An 18,227-nucleotide genomic window follows, 5' to 3' on the forward strand; every position below is an offset into this window, starting at 1 on the left:
TGCGTACGTTCGACAGGGAAGGGCGCCGCGAGGCGCCCTTTTTCATTCGGCGGCTTGCGCCGCCGAAGAGACATGGCGAAACCGCACCAGGCCGGCGTCCACCACGAGGCTGAGCCGGATCCTGAGCCAACGCTGCACCGGCCGCTCGAAATAGCGCCAGATCGCCCACGCCACCAAAACCATGAGCGCCACACAGGTCCACGCTGCAACCCATTTGCCGGCCAGCGGCGTCAAAGCGTTGATGAAGAGATAGCCGGCATTCTGGTGAAGGAGGTAAAGCGGATAAGTCAGCCCGCCCAGTGCCAGCGTGAGCGGCGACGGTCTGATCCGTTCGCGCAGCAGGACAGCGCCGGTCAGCGCCGCGTGCATCACCACGTTGGCGGCCACGAGATGGGCGGACGAGACCGCGATGCCGTAATGCCCGATCATCCACTGTTGCGTCACAGACAGCGTATAGCTGGAGAGCACGAAGGCGGCCGCCAGCAACAGCAAGGCCGGCATTGAGCGACCATGCGCATGGAGATGATGGACCAGCATGCCGGCGGCGAAGAACGGTCCGAACTCGGTGACAAACAGAAGCCGCGCCGCGCCGCTGCCGAGGAAGAGTTCGTTGACGGCCGCGATCGCCAGCCAGCCGAGGATCAGCCCCAATTTCCATCGCTGGAAAACGCCGGCAACGAGGGCCAGCGTCACCCATCCGTAGAAAACCACTTCAAGCGCGACCGACCAGTAGACGCCGTCCATGAAAGGCTGTCCGAAGGCCGGCGCGAACATTGCGAGATTGGCGAGATACTGGCTGAAGGAGACTGGGAGCAGCGGCGTGCCGAAAAAGGCGATAACCGCGAAGCTTATCGTCATGCAGAGCAGAAAGCCCGGATACAGACGCGCGAAACGCGCGACGGCGAATCTTTCCCAGCCGTGGCCTTCCGCCGACCATGCGATGACGAAGCCGCTGATCAGAAAGAACAGATTGACGCCGAGATAGCCGTACAGAGCGAGCGGCGCGGCATGAGGATAGCCGTCCGTGAGAAAGCCGTCGGCGGCCGCGCCGCGGAAGAAATAGTGAAACAGCACGACGGCCAGCGCCGCCGCCATCCTCAACAGGTCCAGCGTCGCGATATAGTCCTGGCGGGCAGGTCTGGGGTCCATCCTAAGTCCCTGCGTTTACGGTCCGGAAACCATAAAGCAGGCGGCGGCCAAACAGGGTAAATGGCCGGAACTATCGCGAAATGTGGTAAATCGCAGTCCTCAGACGGCCGAACCGTAGAGATCATAGGCGTCGGCGCGATCGACCTTGACGGTGACAATGTCGCCGGCGCGCAGCGGGCGGCGCGACTGGATGTGGACGGAGCCGTCGATCTCCGGCGCATCGTATTTGGTGCGGCCCTTGGCCGATGTGCCGTGCGCTTCGTCGATCAGCACCGGCAGGCGCTTGCCGACCTTTTTGGCCAATTGCGTCGCCGAGATCTTCTGCTGGCGCTGCATGAAGCGATGCCAGCGCGCCTCCTTGATCTCCTGCGGCACCTGCTCAAGGCCGAGTTCGTTGGAGCGCGCGCCTCGTACAGGTTCGTATTTGAAGCAGCCGGCGCGATCGATCTTCGCCTCATCCAGCCAGTCGAGCAGCATCTCGAAATCCTCGTCGGTCTCGCCGGGAAATCCGACGATGAAGGTCGAGCGAATGGCGAGGTCGGGACACACATCGCGCCAGCCGCGAATGCGCTCCAGCGTCTTTTCGCCATGTGCCGGCCGGCGCATGTTCTTCAATACCTGCGGCGAAGCATGCTGGAAGGGGATGTCGAGATAGGGAAGGATCTTTCCCTCGGCCATCAGCGGGATGACGTCGGCCACGTGCGGGTAGGGGTAGACATAGTGCATGCGCACCCAGATGCCGAGCTTGCCCAGTTCCTCGGACAGATCGAGGAATTTCGCCCGTACTTCACGGTCGCCGAACATGCTGGTCCGATATTTGATGTCGATGCCGTAGGCGCTGGTGTCCTGCGAGATGACGAGGAGCTCCTTGACGCCGGCCTTGGCCAGTTTCTCGGCTTCACGCAGCACATCGGCCGCCGGCCGCGAGACAAGGTCGCCGCGCAGGGCCGGGATGATGCAGAAGGTGCAGCGGTTGTTGCAGCCTTCCGAAATCTTCAAGTAGGCGTAGTGGCGCGGCGTCAGCTTGACGCCCTGGGGCGGCAACAGATCGATATAGGGATCATGGCTGGGCGGCGCCGCCTCGTGCACGGCGGCCATGACGCTCTCATAGGCCTGCGGACCAGTGATGGCGAGAACGTTGGGGTGCTTCTCGCGAATGACGTCGGGCTCGGCGCCCAGGCAACCGGTGACGATGACCCTGCCGTTCTCCGAAAGCGCGGAACCGATGGCATTCAGCGATTCATCGCGGGCGGAATCGAGGAAGCCGCAGGTGTTGACCACGACGAGGTCGGCACCGTCATGCTTGCGCGCGATCTCATAGCCCTCGGCGCGCAGGCGCGTGATGATGCGTTCGGAATCCACCAGCGCCTTGGGGCATCCGAGACTGACGAAGCTGACGCGCGGGGCGGACATGGGCAAGTTTCCAATGGAGGTGAACCGGAAACGCTGATCCGGCTCGAAGTCTCGGCATATAACGGTTTGCACGGCTCTGGCAGGAGCTCAATTCGGGCGGCGCAATAGCACGGCTTGCCCGATCAGGCAAACAGGGCGGCGGGCGCAAGGTTCCAGCTCAGTGGCCGCTCGACCCGAACCATGGCGCCAGGAAAGCGAATTGGTCGGGAAACTGCTGCACGGCGCCGTCGAGAAGCATCTTCACGGCGACGTAAAGGATGATCAGCAGGCCGATATAGGCGATCCAGCGGTATTTGTGCAGCAGGCGCGCGACGAAGGACGCGGCGAAGCCCATCAGCGCAATCGACAGAGCGAGACCGATGATCAGCACCGTCGGATGGTTCATGGCCGCTCCCGCCACGGCCAGGACATTGTCGAGCGACATCGAGACGTCGGCAATGACGATCTGCCAGGCGGCCTGCGAGAAGGTCTTGCGCGGCGACTTGCCGGCGATGGTCCCATCCTTGTCGAAATCGCCATTCGACAGCGCTTCGGTCGCGTCGCGCTCCTGCTCGTGGCTGACACCCAGCTCCCGCCACATTTTCCAGCACACCCAAAGCAGCAGCAGGCCGCCGGCGATGAGCAGCATGGGGCCAATTGTCAGCAGCCATTGTGTGATCAGGGCGAAGAAAATGCGAAGGACGGTGGCCGCGATGATGCCGACCAGAATGGCCCGTTTGCGCTGACTGGCCGGCAAGCCGGCCGCCGCAAGGCCGATGACGATGGCGTTGTCCCCAGCCAGCGCAAGATCGATCGCGATTACCTGAAAAAGGGCCGATAAGCCTGCGGCAGTAAATATTTCCATCGACCTGGAAGCCCTTGCCTGTTCGCCGAGTGTTTGTTGTCGATCGCCCAGCCCGCCCTAAAGGCATGGTCCCTTGCCGTCAAGACATCGCTTCGGGCAACGCGCAAAACCGCTTTCGTTGCAGCGGCGCTACTGAGGGGATTCGACAATCGCGGCAGGCGAGCCGAAACGGCAGTGAAAACCTAGCCGTAGAGCCTAATCGTAGAGATTGTATTTTGCCCAGTCGGTCTCCGGAATCTCGTCGCCGATGCGGTAGCGGAGCTGTAAAACCTCCATATGGTCCGGCGCCGTCTCACACTTGAATTTCAGCCGGTACCATTGCCCCTTGCTGCGGAAGGCAGCTCCCGGGCTCTTGATGGCGTCGTCGCTCATGACGGGCGTGGCAAAGGCGTAAGCGACCACCCGATCCGCCTTGTACTTGCGGTCGTCATGGGTGATGCGGTCGAGGACTTCAGCATCACAGCGCTGTTCGAGGCGGGTTTGCGGGTCGAGTTTCAGGAGGCCGGCGCGCAAGGCGCTGTCCATGGCGTTGGCCGGAAAAGCCAGGGTCAAGAACGCCATGACCATCGTGCAGAGTGTCTTCATGGGCGGGACAAGCAGCATATTTTGTCTGAAAAATCAACCAAAGGGCCGGGCGTTGTCCCGCGCTCAGGCACTCGGCGCGTTCAAAATCCCGTGTCGGGATTCATCGTGCGATGGCTGCGGCCAACGCACTAGCGAGGCACGGCCGGCGTCGGTCAGATCGTAGACGCCGCGGTCGACGCGCGCGAACCAGCCATAGACATTGTGCAGCAGGATTTTCGGCGCAAGCGGCGTCAGCGCCTTGAGATCGCGCGGGCGCTTGGGCCCGTCGGCCAATGCCGCGGCGCAGGCGAGGGCGCTTTGGCGGTACGCTGTCATGATGGGATTGCGCGATCCCCCGCCCGCGACGGGATCGCCCCGGCGCCGGCGATGTTCGTCGACCAGCCGCGAGCGGCGCCGTGGGTTCTTGCGCGGCGCGACGGTGACCGGGCTCAGAAGCACCTCGACCCGGTCGTTCGCCGTCACGCCGAGCAGGCCGAAACCAAGCCGGCGGCAAAGATTGCGGAACCGCGCGTCGCTCTCGCGTCCTTTGCCCCGGGCCGACATGCGCGCGGCCAGCCACACCTCGTCGCAGGCGGTTGCGCGATCGACGCCTTGCAGCACCAGTTCGAGATTGAACGCCAGCTTCAACTCGCAGATGACGACGACGAGCGGCTCCCCCTCGCGCAGCGCGACGATGTCGCAGCCGCCGATCTCGCCCTTCACGGCAAAGTCCAGGCTTTCGAGAAACCGCTTCACCGGCGCGTAGAGTGAGGTTTCGTTCATGGTTTCAAGGCTTAGCCGATTCGGCGCGAAAAGCCTCGGGAGTGACCCTCACCACGTCATGAAGGAAGCGACATCGGCCGCTGCCCGCGCGGGAAATGAACACCGTCTTTTGAGCAATCTCAGCCTGCGCGAGCGCGATGTCGCGACCATCGCCCAGATCGGCAAGCTGCGCTTCTCGCCGGTCAGCGTCATCGGCCGCAAGGGCAACCGGCTGATCGAGGAAGGCGGCCGCTTTCTGGTCGATCTCTCTGGCCGGCCCGCAATCGTCGACCGGCCGAACGCGGACGTCGGCGTCAGCAAGGTGTGGGACGCCGGGACAGCCGTTATCTGCTTCCGCTCTGACGCTGTCAGTGCCTCGTTCCGTCGGATGCGGCGCTGTCACCACCGACAAACCCCACAAGCCATGGATTCTAAGCGCTTCCTGCCGGACCTCGTGCTGCAAGTAAGCCCATCAAAAGCGCGTTCCCGAACTCACTGGTCGCATATATTATGAAAATATATTCAGAATGTGTTGGCGTGCAGACGATTTTTATGTCATCCAGATGACCGTACACACAACATATTTGGATGACTCGCACATGAGCGCTGACGAAAAGAAGCACGCAAAGTTCCGAGAACTGGCGGAGAAGCGCACTAACAAGGCGCTTGAGACTGTGCGGCTAATTGGGAACCTTTCGAACCGGCAGACCTACGTCTACGAGGAAGCCGAGGTTCGGAAGATCGTCAAAGCGCTGCGTGATGCCGTGTCCGAGGTGGAATCCCGCTTCGGAAAGACACCGGGCCGCCGCGGCGGCGAGTTCAAGCTCTAAGCGGGGATCAATTGTGAATCATATCAAGCAAATCACCCCGATCACAATCAGAGACATCGACTTCACGGTTTCCCGCCAGATCGAGCAGTGCCCGAAAACGATGATGCTGCGCGAACTCGTGATGAATGCGATCGAGGCAGCGGCGAAGGGTCCGGTCGGACGGCGCATGATTGAGATCAAAGGGAAAACGGTGGCCGAATGCGGTGATACCCGGAAGCTGACGATTTGGAACACCGGTCCGGGCATGACCAGCACGGAGCTTGACCACATTTGCGATCTGGCCGCGTCGCTCGGCAAGGATATGGCTCTGGAAGGGAACTTTGGAATGGGCGCGAAGGTGGCATCGCTTCCTTCCAACACCCTCGGGATGCGCTACCGATCTTGCCGGGACGGTTTGGTCAGTCAAGTTATCCTCGGCAAGCGCGAGGGCATTTATGGCAAGATTTGGGTTCCAGTTGACGACTCCTTTGAGGAGGTCGTGGACGTAACGGAGCAGGTGCGTCAGGAAGGGGAATATCGGTTCGACGAGGATTGGACCGAGGTGGTCCTCTTCGGCAACCGCCCTGATCAGGACACCGTTGCTGACCCGTATGACGGCGACCCAAAACAGGACCGCCAGTGGATCACGACCTACCTCTACCACAGGTTCTACTCACTCCCGGGGGGCGTGGAGGTATTCCTGCATGAGGGGACGCATCCGCGCGACGGGCGCAGGCAGTTCAAGCCGATCCCGCAACGCGCCGACGCATTCGGACGCGTCGAAGCGGTCGATGTTGGAGAAGGCGTGCGGATACACTTCTATTACGATCCTCCGTACCAAGAGGGCGGACACAATAAGTCGATCTCCGGGTCGCTGACCTCGTCAGTTAGCACTGCCGCCATCGTGTTCCGTGGCGAAATGTTCGACGTGCGGAAAGCTCGGAAGTGGGCGGCCGATGCGCCTGCATTCGGCATCCCCTTCGGTGCGCGGCACATCTCCGTGCACGTGGAGTTGCCGGACAATTTTCGGGTCCGCCACGAGCCGTACCGCCGCTTCGTCCAACTTACAGGCGCTGACCAGCGACAGGTCATGGTCGAAGATTTTGCCGAACTCGTTTTCCGCAACCGCCCCGAGTGGGTGATTGAGATTATCAACTCGCTTGCGCCGAAGGCATCCGCATCAACCGATGACCTGCGGAAGGAGCTTCAAGACCTGCTCAACGAGCTTCGCATTCAGACAAAGAGTCCGCGCGAAGCAGTTGAAGGCCTACACCTTGTTGAGGACGGCGGGGCGAGGGGAGCGCGCCGCGAGCACAAGGAGGGTTCTCGCGGCGACGGCGACAAGACGCCGGTCAGTCCTACCGATCTCATCTTTAATCCGGGTGGCGCGAAGCGAGCCAACATCTCCAAGAATTTGGAACAGGCTCCGGAGATCATTCCTTTGCGAGACGAGGAGGACGTGGCGGAAAAGGGCATCACGGGAAAGGCGGCCCGCTATGTACGCGAGACGAATCAGCTGTTCGTCAACCTCACCTACTCGGCAGTTAGCTCAGCGCAGGAGCACCTCGGGTTGCGCTATGCGACGTATGAAGAACCCGAGATCGTTAGGGAATTGGCACGGCAATGGTCGGAACGGCTGGTCATGGGCCGGGTCGGCTATGCCGTCATCTATGCTCAAGCCAAGCAGTTGATCCGTGAGTGGACTTCCGACGACGTAAAGAAGGCGCTTGAACCTGAGAGCTTGAGCCTGGCGGCCGATGGATGGCGCGATGCCGTAAGCACGGCATATAGAAGCATCAGCAGCCGCCTCGGCGCTGCGAAAGGGCCGGAGGACTTGGAAGATGCCGAAGCCGCATTCGCTTAGGCCTTTTGAGCGACCCGAGACATAGGTGACGAAACGTACCGGACACATGGGTAACACTTTTCGCTTTGCGGGAGGTGTTGATGCCGTGGAAGGAGTGTTCGGTGATGGACGAGCGGGTTCGTTTCGTCGGTCGTCTTCTTGACGGTGAAAGCATGAGCGATGTTTGCCGGGAGTTCGGCATCTCGCGCAAGACCGGCTACAAGATCTTCAACCGATACCGGCAAGAGGGGCTCGAGGCGCTTTGCGATCGCTCGCGCCGGCCGGTGCGTTATGCCAACCAACTGCCGGACCCGATCGAGCGGATGATCGTGACGGCCAAGAAGGATAAGCCGCATTGGGGTGCCAGAAAGATACGCGAGCTGCTGGTTCGCAAGCTGGATGTCGATATCCGCATTCCGGCCAGGAGCACGGTGCATGCGGTGCTCGACCGCCACGGCCGTTATTGTTACCCACTGACCGTCTCCGACCAGGCTTCGCGCTATCTGCTCGCCTGTGAAGCGCTTGAGTCGACAAAGGAAGGGCCGGTCATCCAGGTCTTCGCGCGACTGTTCAAGGAGCGCGGCCTGCCCACCGCCATACGCTCCGACAACGGCCTGCCTTTTGCCTCGCCCAATGGCCTCTACAATCTCTCCAGGCTCTCTGTCTTCTGGCTCAGGCTTGGTATTGCCATCGAGCGCATCCAGCCCGGCAAGCCACAGCAAAACGGCCGCCACGAGCGAATGCACCGGACGCTGAAGGCAGAGACAACCAGACCGGCTGGCGCCAACATCCTTCAACAGCAGGTGAGATTCGACGGCTTCGTCAAGGAATTCAACACCGAACGGCCGCACGAGGCGCTGGAGATGAAGGCGCCGGCGGAGCTTTATGCTCCCTCTTCAAGAACCTATGCCGGCCTGCACGAGGTGCACTACCCATTCCATGACCGCGATGTTCTCGTTACCCACTGCGGTCGCATCTGCATGCATCGCAAGCGCATCAATATCTCGCATGTGCTGGCAGGCCAAAAGCTCGGCATCAAGGAAGTGGACGAAGGCATTTGGCTCGTCTCCTTCATGCACTATGATCTCGGCTATATCGATCTGGAACAGAGGACCTTGCAGACCATCGACAATCCGTTCGGCACGAGATTGTCACCCATGTCTTAGGTACAATACGTTACCTATGTCTCCGGGTTGTACAGGTTTGCAAATGGCGGAGGGAGTGGGATTCGAACCCACGGTGAACTTGCGCCCACGCCGGTTTTCAAGACCGGTGCCTTAAACCGCTCGGCCATCCCTCCAAGCGACATCTCTTCGCCCAACATCACTCGACATATATTCGAGCCTGGCGGCGAAGAGAGCCATCTGGCTGATGCTCTAGTGTGCCCGGCAAAGGCCTGTCAACCGGCATGCGCGGACAGCACGTTTCCTGGCACCCGACCCCGGGCCGGGTGGCGTCACAATCTTGCCCGGTTCCGGCCACAATCGATTAATAGCGTGATAAACAATTCCTGCGCACAAAGGACAGGGGTTCAAGGTGTCGTCGGTATTGGTCAGGTAAGCTTTGGCTCCTGCGACATTCAAGCCGCGGCATCTTTGGTCGAGACTGTAGGGGACATCAGGAAATGCAGACTACGGCGCGCCCGCGTCTACGCCGTGCTTGCGCTTTCGCGCTCTTCACCATGTCGGCAGTCCTGCTTGCCGCCTGCGCGTCGCAGCCTGAACCAAAAGGGATGGTCCACAAGAAGACCCGTTCCAAGGAATATTTCGCCGAAACCGAATATGGCGTGAAGGCCAGCCCTCGCGCCGCCTTCATGCGGCGCGGCGGCGGCCGCGACCAGCTCGGCAAACCCTACCAGGTTCGCGGCAAGTGGTACTATCCGAAGGAAGACAAGCACTATGCCAAGGTCGGCCTGGCGTCCTGGTACGGCGATGCCTTTCATGGACGGCTGACCGCCAACGGCGAAGTCTACGACATGAGCCATCTGACGGCGGCGCACCCGACCATGCCCCTGCCGAGCTACGCTCGCGTCACCAATCTCAAGACCGGCAGTTCGGTCATCGTGCGCGTCAATGACCGTGGTCCCTACCACCAGGGCCGCATCATCGATGTCTCGGAACGCGCCGCCCAGATGCTCGACTATGCCAATGTCGGCACGGCCGAGGTGAAGGTGGAGTATGTCGGCCGCGCACCGCTCGACGGAAACGACGACCAGTATCTGATGGCCTCCTACCACCCAGGCAACAGGATACCGGATCCGTCCGACGGCCTGCCAACCGGCGTCATGGTGGCCATGAACGGACCGTCGCCCAGTCTGCCGGTGGGCGCTGCCGCCGTGCCGTTTCCGGGCCAGTTGACGAATTCCGATACAGCTCCGCAAGCGCAGGTGCCGGCACGATCGCCGGCCTTGGGCGACCTGGCGCTGCCCGACTTCGGCCCGATCGTGCCGGAGCGTCCGGACATCGGCCTGCCGCCGCAATCGCCGTTCTCGGTGGCCTCGCTTTCCTATGCCGACGAGCGCGTGCGGCGCGCCGATGTCTTTGCCGCACTCGACGACGACGGCATGTCGCCCGCCGACATCCTGCGCTCATGGAAGAACGCCAACCCGCAAGCGCCATCGCCCGCCTATGTCGCGGCCGGCACCTTCGATGACGCCACCGAGGCAAAACGCGTGGCCGCCGCGCTCGAGCCCTTCGGCAGGATCGAGATCCAGCGTTCCGAATTCGACGGCAAGGACTGGTATGCGGTGAACCTCTATCCGGACGGCCATGGCGGCGTCGACGATCTGCTGCAGGCGGCATGGTCGCATGGTGCGCCGGACGCTCTGGCCGTGCGCAACTGATCTATTTTTCCCGCACGGTTGATCCTGCGGAAAAAATCCTGATAGCTTGGCTGTGCCAGAACCGGCAAACGGGTCGAGATTTCATGCAGTTGCGCGTCTTTCCGCCTTTGGCCGGAGTTCTGGGATTGGTCCTGCTGCTGCTTTGTATCGGGCCCGCCGGCGCGCAGCTTTTCGAGACCAAGGCAGCGCAGGCCTTCATGATCGACGCCGACACTGGGACGGTGTTGTTTTCCAAGGATGCCGACAAGCCGATACAGCCCGCCTCGATGGCCAAGCTGATGACGATGGAAGTGGTATTCAACGCTATCAAGTCAGGACGCCTGACCCTCGACGATACATTCGTGGTGAGTGAAAACGCCTGGCGCACGGGCGGTGCCCCTTCCGGAACGTCGACGATGTTCGCCAAGCTCAAATCGGCGGTCCGGATCGAGGACCTGATCCAGGGCGTGACGGTACAGGCGGCCAATGACGGCTGTATCGTGCTGGCCGAAGGCATGGCCGGGTCCGAGGGCAATTTCGCGGCCCAGATGACCGAACGCGCCCGCCAGATCGGCCTCGCGAAATCGACTTTCGTCAATTCGACCGGCCTGCCGGCGGATGGCCAGCAGACGAGCGTGCGCGAACTGGCAATGCTGGCTTTGCATCTGTGGCGCGACTATCCGGACCTCTATCGCTATTACGGCCTGAAGGATTTTACCTGGAACAAGATTTCGCAGCGCAACCGCAACCCGCTGCTGGCGATGGACATCGGCGCCGATGGCCTGGCGGTCGGCAGCAGTGAGGCATCCGGCTTCGGCATAGTCGGCTCGGTCAGCCACAATGGCGTGCGGGTCATCGCGGCGATGAGTGGGCTCGCCAGCGACAAGGAACGCGCCGAAGAGGCGCGCAAGCTGCTCGAATGGGGTGCCCGTTCCTTCGAGAAGACGGAAATCTTCGCCAAGGACGAGGTGGTGGGCCAAGCGCAGGTTTTCGGCGGCGCTAAAGCCGGCGTGACGTTGAAGGCGAAGGGGCCGATCGCCATCTTCCTGCCCGTCGCCAACCGCGACAAGTTGAGGGCGAGCATCGTCTATGACGGCCCGGTTGCCGCACCTGTGGAGGAGGGGCAGCCTGTAGGTGCGCTGCGGGTCTGGATCGGCGACACGCTGAGCCAAGAGACGCCGCTTTTCGCCGCGGAATCGATCGGCGTCGGCACGCTGCCGCAACGCGCCCTCGACGCCGTCAAGGAACTGGCGGTCGGCTGGCTGCGCTAAAGCGCGTCGGGCTGAACCGGATTCACGCGATGCGCTTTAGCTTGTTCGTTTATGCATGTCGTTCTCTCAGATGTCACTTTTGAGCGACATGCGATGCGCCGGCGGCATGGACGTTTTCCCGAGCGCGGACTATCTAAAGCGCTAGAATCCATTCAAATACGGGATAAAGGCCTTTCGATTGGCACGCGGATTTTTCATCACCTTCGAAGGCGGCGAAGGAGCAGGCAAGTCGACGCAGATCGAGCGGTTGGCGGGAAAGATGCGCACCAAGAAGTACGACGTCCTCGTCACCCGAGAGCCGGGCGGCTCGCCGGGCGCGGAAGCGGTCCGGCATGTGCTGCTTTCGGGCGCCGCCGAGCCGTTCGGACCAAAGATGGAGGCGCTGCTTTTCGCCGCGGCGCGTTCCGACCATGTCGAGCAGGTCATCCGCCCGGCGGTCGAGCGCGGCTCCATCGTGCTATGCGACCGCTTCCTGGATTCCTCGCGCGTCTACCAGGGCGTCACCGGCGGCCTCGACCCGGTGTTCATGGAGACGCTGGAGCAGGTGGCCATCAATGGCATGATGCCCGATATGACGCTGATCTTCGACATCGATCCCACCGAAGGCCTGAGACGCGCAACAGTGCGTCGCGGCACCGGCGCCGGCCCCGACCGCTTCGAAAAGGAAACGCTTGCCATCCACCAGGCGCGCCGCGAGGCGTTCCTGGCGATCGCCGCGGCCGAGCCGGAGCGCTGCGTCGTGATCGACGCATCCGCCGCTCCCGATGCGGTAGAAAATGCCGTCACCGCCACCGTGTTCGCGGCGCTGGAGGCGAGGGCGCCCACACGCAACAGGCAGACCGCACCCGCATGATCTTCGAACGCATCGCGCCGGAACAGCATGACACGCTGGACGGCGTCCCCGAACCATCCGAAACGCCTGTTCTGGTCGGGCACGGGCAGGTCGCTGCCATGCTCGCCGCCGCCTATCGCGCGGGAAAGCTGCCACACGCGCTGATTTTCGTCGGACCGGTCGGCATCGGCAAGGCGACGCTCGCCTTCCATCTGGCGCATCACCTCCTGAAGCATCCCGCCTTCGAGCAAGCGCCGGAGACGCTCGCCGTTCCCGATCCGGCGTCCTCGCTGTTTCGTCAGATCGCCACCGGCGCGCACCCGGGCGTCTTGCACCTGACGCGTCCGTTGAACGACAAGACCAAGAACTTCAAGACGGTCGTCACCGTCGACGAGATACGCAAGGTCAGTCGCTTCCTGTCGCTGACTTCGCATGACGGCAGCTACCGGGTGGTGATCGTCGACCCGGCCGACGACATGAACACCAATGCAGCCAATGCCTTGCTGAAGAACCTCGAGGAGCCGCCGGCGCGAACGCTGTTCATCCTCATCGTCCATGCACCGGGCAGCCTGCTGCCGACGATCCGCTCGCGCTGCCAATTGGTGCGGCTGTCGCCGCTCGATGCCGACGAGCTGATGGCAGTGCTGGAAACCGCCGAGCCGCCTCCACCGAACGATCCGGCCGCGCGTGCGGCGCTGGCGGCGCGGGCAGGGGGCAGCGCCCGCAATGCGATCCTCCTGACGCAGTATGGCGGGCTGGAGATCGCCGAGACGCTGGACGCCCTGGTGACCGCCGGCAAGAGCGACATCGCCGGCGCCTATCGCCTTGCCGAGGTGGTGGCCGGGCGCGACCAGGCGATCCAGTTCGATATCTTCAACCGCCGTGCGCTCGACCTGTTGTCCGATGCGGCGAGCCGGGCGGCGTTGGCCGGCGATCTCGCACGAGCCAAAACGCTGTCGGACACTTGGCATGAGGCGCTGGACGCCATATCTGAGACTGACACTTACAATCTCGACAAGAAGCAGCACGCCCTGACCATGATCGACCGCCTGAAGTCTGCAATGCGAATGTGATGGTTCCCTCGGGATGGCAATCGCCGCCCCGATGCGATATCCACCGCCACGCCTTCCATTCAGACATTCATGACGGTTCATTCATGTCACGCGATACATACTACGTCACGACCGCGATCTCTTACCCCAATGGCAAGCCGCATATCGGCCATGCCTACGAATTGATCGCCACCGATGCGCTGGCCCGCTTTCAGCGGCTCGACGGCAAGCAGGTCTTCTTTCTCACCGGCACCGACGAACACGGCATCAAGATGCTGCAGACGGCGAAGAGGGAAGACATTTCGGCGCGCGAACTGGCCGACCGCAATTCGGCCGAGTTCAAGCGCATGGCGACCGCGCTCAACGCTTCCAACGACGATTTCATCCGCACCACCGAAGAGCGGCACTACGCGGCATCTCAGGCGATCTGGAAGGCGATGGCCGCCAATGGCGACATCTACAAGGGCGGCTATGCCGGCTGGTACTCGGTGCGCGACGAAGCCTATTACGGCGAGGAGGAAACCGAGGTTCGTCCCGACAATGTCCGCTATGGCCCGCAAGGAACGCCGGTCGAATGGGTCGAGGAGGAAAGCTATTTCTTCCGGCTCTCGGCCTATCAGGACAAACTGCTGGCGCTCTACGAGGGCCAGCCGGATTTCATCGGCCCGGCCGAGCGGCGCAATGAAGTGATGAGCTTCGTCAGATCGGGACTGAAGGACCTGTCGATCTCGCGCACGACGTTCGACTGGGGCGTGCCGGTGCCCGGCGACGAGAAGCACGTAATGTATGTCTGGGTCGACGCGCTGACAAACTACATTACCGGCGTCGGCTATCCCGATGAAAAAGCAGATAATTGGAAATTCTGGCCGGCCGATGCGCACATCATCGGCAAGGACATCGTGCGTTTCCACGCCGTCTACTGGCCGGCCTTCCTGATGTCGGCAGGAATTCCGCTGCCGAAGCGCGTCTTTGGCCACGGCTTCCTGTTCAACCGCGGCGAGAAGATGTCGAAATCGGTCGGCAACGTCATCGACCCCTTCACCATGATAGAGCATTACGGGCTCGACCAGGTGCGCTATTTCTTCCTGCGCGAGGTGCCGTTCGGCCAGGACGGCAGCTACAGCCACGAAGCGATCGTCAACCGCACCAATGCCGACCTCGCCAACGGCATCGGCAATCTGGCGCAGCGCTCGCTGTCGATGATCGCCAAGAACTGCGGCGGCGTGGTGCCGACGCGCGGCGAGCTGACGGATGCCGACAAGGCAATCCTCGATCAGGCGGCGGCCGCTCTTGCCGCCGCGCGCAAGGCAATGGCCGAGCAAGGCATCCATCTGGCGCTGGCATCGATCTTCGGCGTGGTGGCCGAAGCCGATCGGTATTTCGCCGGACAGGAACCCTGGGCGCTGAAGAAGACCAACCCCGAGCGCATGCAAACGGTATTGTGGGCTACGGCCGAAGTGGTGCGGCGCGTGGCGATTCTGTGCCAGCCCTTTACTCCAGGATCGGCCGCGAAGCTGCTCGACCTGCTGGCTGTGCCGGCAGACGAGCGCGATTTCGTGCATCTCCACGCCGACCATGCGCTTGTGCCGGGCAGAGCGTTGCCTGTGCCAGAAGGCGTGTTTCCGCGTTATGTCGATCAGCCGGAAGCGAACGGCTGATGCTCGTCGACAGCCACTGCCATCTGGATTTCCCGGACTTCGCCGAGGAGCGGGCGGCCATCGTCGCCCGCGCCTTGGCCGCCGGGATCGGCCGCATGGTGACGATTTCGACGCGCGTGAAGCGATTTCAGCAAATACTTGGAATCGCAGAAACTTTCGACGAAGTATACTGCTCCGTCGGAACCCATCCGCACAATGCGGCCGAAGAGCTTGATGTGACGACGGCGGATCTCGTGCGCCTGTCCGCCCATCCCAAGGTGGTGGCGATCGGCGAAGCCGGGCTCGACTATTTCTATGACAAGGCGCCCCGCGATGCGCAGGCGCAGGGTTTGCGCAACCACATCGCCGCTGCCCGCGAGACGCGCCTGCCGCTGGTTATCCATTCGCGCGATGCCGACGGCGACATGGCTCATATTCTGGAGGAGGAAACGGGGAAGGGCGCCTTCCCGTTCGTCCTGCACTGTTTTTCGTCAGGACGCAGGCTGGCCGAGGTCGGCGTCTCGCTGGGCGGCTATGTTTCGTTTTCCGGCATCCTGACCTTCAAGAATTCGGCCGAAATACGCGCCATAGCCGCCGACCTGCCGCATGACCGGCTGCTGGTGGAGACCGATGCGCCATATCTCGCGCCGATCCCATTTCGCGGCAAGCGCAATGAACCCGCCTATGTCGCGCACACGGCCAAGGTGCTGGCCGAGACGGTCGGCGTCAGCGAAGGTGAAATCGCGGCTTTGACGACCGACAATTTCTTCCGGCTGTTCGGCAAGATGCCGCGACCCGCCGAGCAAAGCGCCTGAACGATGACAGACCGGCTGCGCCTCACCATTCTCGGCTGCGGCTCGTCACCCGGCACGCCGCGCATCACCGGCGACTGGGGCAATTGCGATCCGCAAAATCCGAAAAATCGGCGCATGCGCACGGCTGCCCTTGTCGAGCGGATCGCCGCGAGCGGCGCCCGCACCACCGTCGTCATCGACACCGGACCGGATTTCCGTCAGCAGATGCTGATGGCGTCGGTCAAACGCATCGACGCCGTCGTCTACACGCATCCACATGCCGACCACATCCACGGCATCGACGACCTGCGCGGCTTCGTGCTCGATCAGCGGCAGCGGATCGATATCCATGCCGACCAGCCAACGATGCTGCGGCTGCGCCAGGCCTTCGGCTATTGTTTCGAGACGCCGCCAGGCAGCTCCTATCCGCCGATCGTCGACGCCCATATCATCGATCACGCAAAGCCCGTCGTGATCGAAGGCGAGGGCGGTGCCCTCGCCCTCGAGCCGCTGCCGCAGGTTCATGGCGACATCATATCGCTCGGCTTCCGCATCGGCGGACTAGCCTATTGCCCCGACATCAGCGATTTTCCGGCTGCCACCGCCGAGCGGCTGCGTAATCTTGATGTCCTGATCGTGGACGCGCTTCAGTACAGGCCACACCCGAGCCATCTGTCGCTCGGCCAGGCGCTAGAATGGATCGAACGGCTGGCTCCGAAACGGGCCGTGCTGACCCATATGCATGGGCCGCTGGACTACGCTACCGTGATGGCTGAGACTCCGGCAAATGTCGAGCCGGCATTTGATGGCATGGCGCTTGAAATTCCTTATGAGTCAGCATCATAGGAAGAGGTCTTCATCGGGGCGCCATACTCTTTGGCGCGAACATGAACAGCGTTCCAATCCGCTCATAACCGACACGAGGGTACAGATGCGCCCCGGTGTGAGTGGCCGTCAGCACGGAGGACTTAGAACCATGGGCCTGATCGTCCCACAACATCCTTGAGAGAAGCGCCTGGCCGATGCCACGGCGGCGGTGCGAGGGTTCGACATACATGTCCGCGCACCATGTGGCGCCCACAGCATCCACGCTGCGTACGCGACCGACGATGTCTTCTCCGTCGATCGCCACGTACTGGCGGAATGAAGCGTCATCGCCAAGCAAAGTGTCCGGGATCGGCCGTGTGCGCGTGATCTTTCCCAACTGGACCGCCAGTTCGGCTGTTTGCACACGTTCGATCGAAACGGCAGCCTGCGGCGGCCTCGGAATCTGGCTTATCCGCCGCACGAAGAAACCTTCGGTCCCAAGCAACCGGTAGCCGAGAGCCTTATATGCGCTTCGCGTCGGCTCGTCTGGCTCCGCTGTCGCAACCATGACGCAGACATGGAATCTTCCTCGCGCATGCTCAGCATCGCGCATCAACCACAACGACCCGACACGACTTGTCTCGTAAGGAAAGGTACGGCTCTTGCCAGTGCTGTGCCCGTGCACGAACACCTCGATGGCAGACTCAATCGTTCGGTTTGAACCCGTCATCGCCGTAGGCTAGCGTTGCTGGACAGATCAAGGCAATACGCTGCATCAGCTCAATGCGACAGTTCCATAATCTATCTTATGCGACTTATGGAGATGGCAGGCTGGTGCGGGAGAGCGGCTGCTTGAATGGGCACCAGATCGCCGTCTCGTGTTGACGGCGATCTGGTGCATTCAAGCGCTTCGTACCGAACAACAGCACGGCCGCGATGATGACCAGCAGGCACTGTCTGCGCCCTGAACGGCAACGCCGTGGCCACCACGACCAGGCTGATCGCCTTGTTCAGGATCACTGCTTCCAGCGAAGTTGAACGTGCCAATAATAGCGGCAGACGAAACTCAGCGCCTCCCAGGGCCTGCGCCGGCAGCGCTTCGCGTTCGGGCTGCGCAGCGTAGGCAGCGCGCGCCTTACACCGACGTCTAAGCGGCCCTGCGTTATGGCAGCCACTCGTGACCGCCCGCGAGGTCCAGGCCCATAGCATCGAAGCCGCTCTACGTCCCGATATTGACGCCTGTCGGCCCTGACCGCCGCACGGCTCGTCATCAATGTGATTGGTACCATCGCCCGGCAGGTCTGAAATCCGCCCTACCCTTTGCCGCTGATATCTGCTCAGCATTCGGCCTACCGTTGCCAGAAGGGCTTTGCTAGCTCTGCCTCGACCTGCCGTTTCGTCAATCCGATGTCGTCGATCAGATGGGGATTGTCCTTCGTCATTCGCTCAAGCTCCCAGCGAAAGCGTATCCGCTCGCGCCAGCTCCGATCGTGCCAGCTCTCGACAATGCTTCGCAGGGTCGTCAGGCGCCGATGCAACGCTTCCGCCAGCCCCTCGGGCATCCTCGGCCGCGCGGTCCGACACCGCGTCGATGCAAGGATATCGTTCATGGCAACCTCCTACGGTTTG

The 18,227-nt window shown here is 62.1% G+C and carries 18 protein-coding genes, 1 tRNA gene and 1 pseudogene; 11 read left to right on the forward strand and 9 right to left on the reverse strand.

The features are described from left to right. Positions 1-42: 42 nt before the first annotated feature. From FJ964_RS01375 to FJ964_RS01395, 5 genes are all read right to left on the reverse strand, one after another. Positions 43-1,149 (reverse strand): acyltransferase, encoded by a 1,107-nt coding sequence (locus FJ964_RS01375; protein ID WP_140548526.1) that lies wholly within the window; start codon positions 1,147-1,149, stop codon positions 43-45. A gap of 99 nt (positions 1,150-1,248) precedes the next feature. Next, a complete protein-coding gene (gene rimO, locus FJ964_RS01380) occupies positions 1,249-2,562 on the reverse strand; it encodes a 30S ribosomal protein S12 methylthiotransferase RimO (protein WP_140548528.1) in 1,314 nt (437 codons plus the stop codon). Positions 2,563-2,719: 157 nt separating this feature from the next. Continuing rightward, positions 2,720-3,406 (reverse strand): TerC family protein, encoded by a 687-nt coding sequence (locus FJ964_RS01385; RefSeq protein WP_140498596.1) that lies wholly within the window; start codon positions 3,404-3,406, stop codon positions 2,720-2,722. A 195-nt stretch (positions 3,407-3,601) separates the two neighbouring features. Continuing rightward, entirely contained in the window at positions 3,602-4,009 is a 408-nt protein-coding gene (locus FJ964_RS01390; protein WP_140548530.1) for a DUF930 domain-containing protein, read from the reverse strand. A 45-nt stretch (positions 4,010-4,054) separates the two neighbouring features. Then, positions 4,055-4,753: a DUF2161 family putative PD-(D/E)XK-type phosphodiesterase gene (locus tag FJ964_RS01395; RefSeq protein ID WP_140548532.1), complete on the reverse strand. Its 699-nt coding sequence runs from the start codon at positions 4,751-4,753 to the stop codon at positions 4,055-4,057. Positions 4,754-4,811: 58 nt separating this feature from the next. Here FJ964_RS01395 and FJ964_RS01400 point away from each other — a divergent pair, with 58 nt between their 5' ends. From FJ964_RS01400 to FJ964_RS01415, 4 genes are all read left to right on the forward strand, one after another. Beyond that, entirely contained in the window at positions 4,812-5,246 is a 435-nt protein-coding gene (locus FJ964_RS01400) for a hypothetical protein (RefSeq protein ID WP_140548534.1), read from the forward strand. 85 nt (positions 5,247-5,331) lie between these two features. Further along, positions 5,332-5,562: a hypothetical protein gene (locus tag FJ964_RS01405; protein WP_140548536.1), complete on the forward strand. Its 231-nt coding sequence runs from the start codon at positions 5,332-5,334 to the stop codon at positions 5,560-5,562. Between the two features lie 13 nt (positions 5,563-5,575). Next, the gene (locus FJ964_RS01410) at positions 5,576-7,405 is read left to right on the forward strand and encodes an ATP-binding protein (RefSeq protein WP_181172331.1); all 1,830 of its coding nucleotides are present in this window, start codon (positions 5,576-5,578) and stop codon (positions 7,403-7,405) included. An 80-nt stretch (positions 7,406-7,485) separates the two neighbouring features. Then, a complete protein-coding gene (locus FJ964_RS01415) occupies positions 7,486-8,550 on the forward strand; it encodes an integrase core domain-containing protein (RefSeq protein ID WP_140548541.1) in 1,065 nt (354 codons plus the stop codon). A gap of 44 nt (positions 8,551-8,594) precedes the next feature. Here FJ964_RS01415 and FJ964_RS01420 read toward each other — a convergent pair. Next, positions 8,595-8,684: transfer RNA gene (locus tag FJ964_RS01420), tRNA-Ser, on the reverse strand. A gap of 324 nt (positions 8,685-9,008) precedes the next feature. On the opposite strand from FJ964_RS01420, the gene FJ964_RS01425 reads away from it, so the two are divergent. From FJ964_RS01425 to FJ964_RS01455, 7 genes are all read left to right on the forward strand, one after another. Beyond that, entirely contained in the window at positions 9,009-10,226 is a 1,218-nt protein-coding gene (locus FJ964_RS01425) for a septal ring lytic transglycosylase RlpA family protein (RefSeq protein WP_140548543.1), read from the forward strand. A gap of 83 nt (positions 10,227-10,309) precedes the next feature. Continuing rightward, positions 10,310-11,476: a D-alanyl-D-alanine carboxypeptidase family protein gene (locus FJ964_RS01430; protein WP_140548545.1), complete on the forward strand. Its 1,167-nt coding sequence runs from the start codon at positions 10,310-10,312 to the stop codon at positions 11,474-11,476. 178 nt (positions 11,477-11,654) lie between these two features. Next, complete coding sequence (tmk, locus tag FJ964_RS01435; protein WP_140548547.1) at positions 11,655-12,329, forward strand: dTMP kinase; 675 nt, start codon at positions 11,655-11,657, stop codon at positions 12,327-12,329. Next, on the forward strand, positions 12,326-13,381 hold the full coding sequence (locus FJ964_RS01440) for a DNA polymerase III subunit delta' (protein ID WP_140548549.1): 1,056 nt from the start codon (positions 12,326-12,328) through the stop codon (positions 13,379-13,381). The genes tmk and FJ964_RS01440 overlap by 4 nt, the downstream gene beginning before the upstream one ends. Positions 13,382-13,464: 83 nt before the next feature. Continuing rightward, positions 13,465-15,018, forward strand: a complete 1,554-nt coding sequence (gene metG / locus FJ964_RS01445) for a methionine--tRNA ligase (protein WP_140548551.1) — start codon at positions 13,465-13,467, stop codon at positions 15,016-15,018. Then, positions 15,018-15,812 carry a TatD family hydrolase gene (locus FJ964_RS01450; protein ID WP_140548553.1) on the forward strand — a complete coding sequence of 265 codons (795 nt, stop codon included), beginning with the start codon at positions 15,018-15,020 and terminating at the stop codon, positions 15,810-15,812. Before metG ends, FJ964_RS01450 begins: the two co-directional genes overlap by 1 nt. Before the next feature lie 3 nt (positions 15,813-15,815). Further along, complete coding sequence (locus tag FJ964_RS01455; protein ID WP_140548555.1) at positions 15,816-16,637, forward strand: MBL fold metallo-hydrolase; 822 nt, start codon at positions 15,816-15,818, stop codon at positions 16,635-16,637. A gap of 10 nt (positions 16,638-16,647) precedes the next feature. Here FJ964_RS01455 and FJ964_RS01460 read toward each other — a convergent pair whose 3' ends face one another. The 3 genes and pseudogenes from FJ964_RS01460 to FJ964_RS01470 all read right to left on the reverse strand — a co-directional run bounded on the left by FJ964_RS01460 (position 16,648) and on the right by FJ964_RS01470 (position 18,208). Next, on the reverse strand, positions 16,648-17,328 hold the full coding sequence (locus FJ964_RS01460; protein ID WP_140548557.1) for a GNAT family N-acetyltransferase: 681 nt from the start codon (positions 17,326-17,328) through the stop codon (positions 16,648-16,650). A gap of 218 nt (positions 17,329-17,546) precedes the next feature. Further along, positions 17,547-17,678: pseudogene (locus FJ964_RS31275) on the reverse strand (sulfite exporter TauE/SafE family protein); the annotation flags it as partial. A gap of 269 nt (positions 17,679-17,947) precedes the next feature. After that, a complete protein-coding gene (locus FJ964_RS01470) occupies positions 17,948-18,208 on the reverse strand; it encodes a DUF1127 domain-containing protein (RefSeq protein ID WP_140548559.1) in 261 nt (86 codons plus the stop codon). Between the last annotated feature and the right edge of the window lie 19 nt (positions 18,209-18,227).

The sequence above is a fragment of the Mesorhizobium sp. B2-3-2 genome, assembly GCF_006442295.1.
Lineage (GTDB): Bacteria > Pseudomonadota > Alphaproteobacteria > Rhizobiales > Rhizobiaceae > Mesorhizobium.

Bases quoted from the DNA above. Each gene is read 5' to 3' on its own strand.
- FJ964_RS01400 (WP_140548534.1), top strand. From the start codon at position 4,812: ATGAAGGAAGCGACATCGGCCGCTGCCCGCGCGGGAAATGAACACCGT.
- FJ964_RS01425 (WP_140548543.1), top strand. From the start codon at position 9,009: ATGCAGACTACGGCGCGCCCGCGTCTACGCCGTGCTTGCGCTTTCGCG.
- FJ964_RS01430 (WP_140548545.1), top strand. From the start codon at position 10,310: ATGCAGTTGCGCGTCTTTCCGCCTTTGGCCGGAGTTCTGGGATTGGTC.
- FJ964_RS01385 (WP_140498596.1), bottom strand. From the start codon at position 3,406: ATGGAAATATTTACTGCCGCAGGCTTATCGGCCCTTTTTCAGGTAATC.
- FJ964_RS01405 (WP_140548536.1), top strand. From the start codon at position 5,332: ATGAGCGCTGACGAAAAGAAGCACGCAAAGTTCCGAGAACTGGCGGAG.
- FJ964_RS01440 (WP_140548549.1), top strand. From the start codon at position 12,326: ATGATCTTCGAACGCATCGCGCCGGAACAGCATGACACGCTGGACGGC.
- FJ964_RS01390 (WP_140548530.1), bottom strand. From the start codon at position 4,009: ATGCTGCTTGTCCCGCCCATGAAGACACTCTGCACGATGGTCATGGCG.
- rimO (WP_140548528.1), bottom strand. From the start codon at position 2,562: ATGTCCGCCCCGCGCGTCAGCTTCGTCAGTCTCGGATGCCCCAAGGCG.
- FJ964_RS01395 (WP_140548532.1), bottom strand. From the start codon at position 4,753: ATGAACGAAACCTCACTCTACGCGCCGGTGAAGCGGTTTCTCGAAAGC.
- FJ964_RS01375 (WP_140548526.1), bottom strand. From the start codon at position 1,149: ATGGACCCCAGACCTGCCCGCCAGGACTATATCGCGACGCTGGACCTG.
- FJ964_RS01470 (WP_140548559.1), bottom strand. From the start codon at position 18,208: ATGAACGATATCCTTGCATCGACGCGGTGTCGGACCGCGCGGCCGAGG.
- metG (WP_140548551.1), top strand. From the start codon at position 13,465: ATGTCACGCGATACATACTACGTCACGACCGCGATCTCTTACCCCAAT.
- FJ964_RS01455 (WP_140548555.1), top strand. From the start codon at position 15,816: ATGACAGACCGGCTGCGCCTCACCATTCTCGGCTGCGGCTCGTCACCC.
- FJ964_RS01450 (WP_140548553.1), top strand. From the start codon at position 15,018: ATGCTCGTCGACAGCCACTGCCATCTGGATTTCCCGGACTTCGCCGAG.
- FJ964_RS01460 (WP_140548557.1), bottom strand. From the start codon at position 17,328: ATGACGGGTTCAAACCGAACGATTGAGTCTGCCATCGAGGTGTTCGTG.
- FJ964_RS01415 (WP_140548541.1), top strand. From the start codon at position 7,486: ATGCCGTGGAAGGAGTGTTCGGTGATGGACGAGCGGGTTCGTTTCGTC.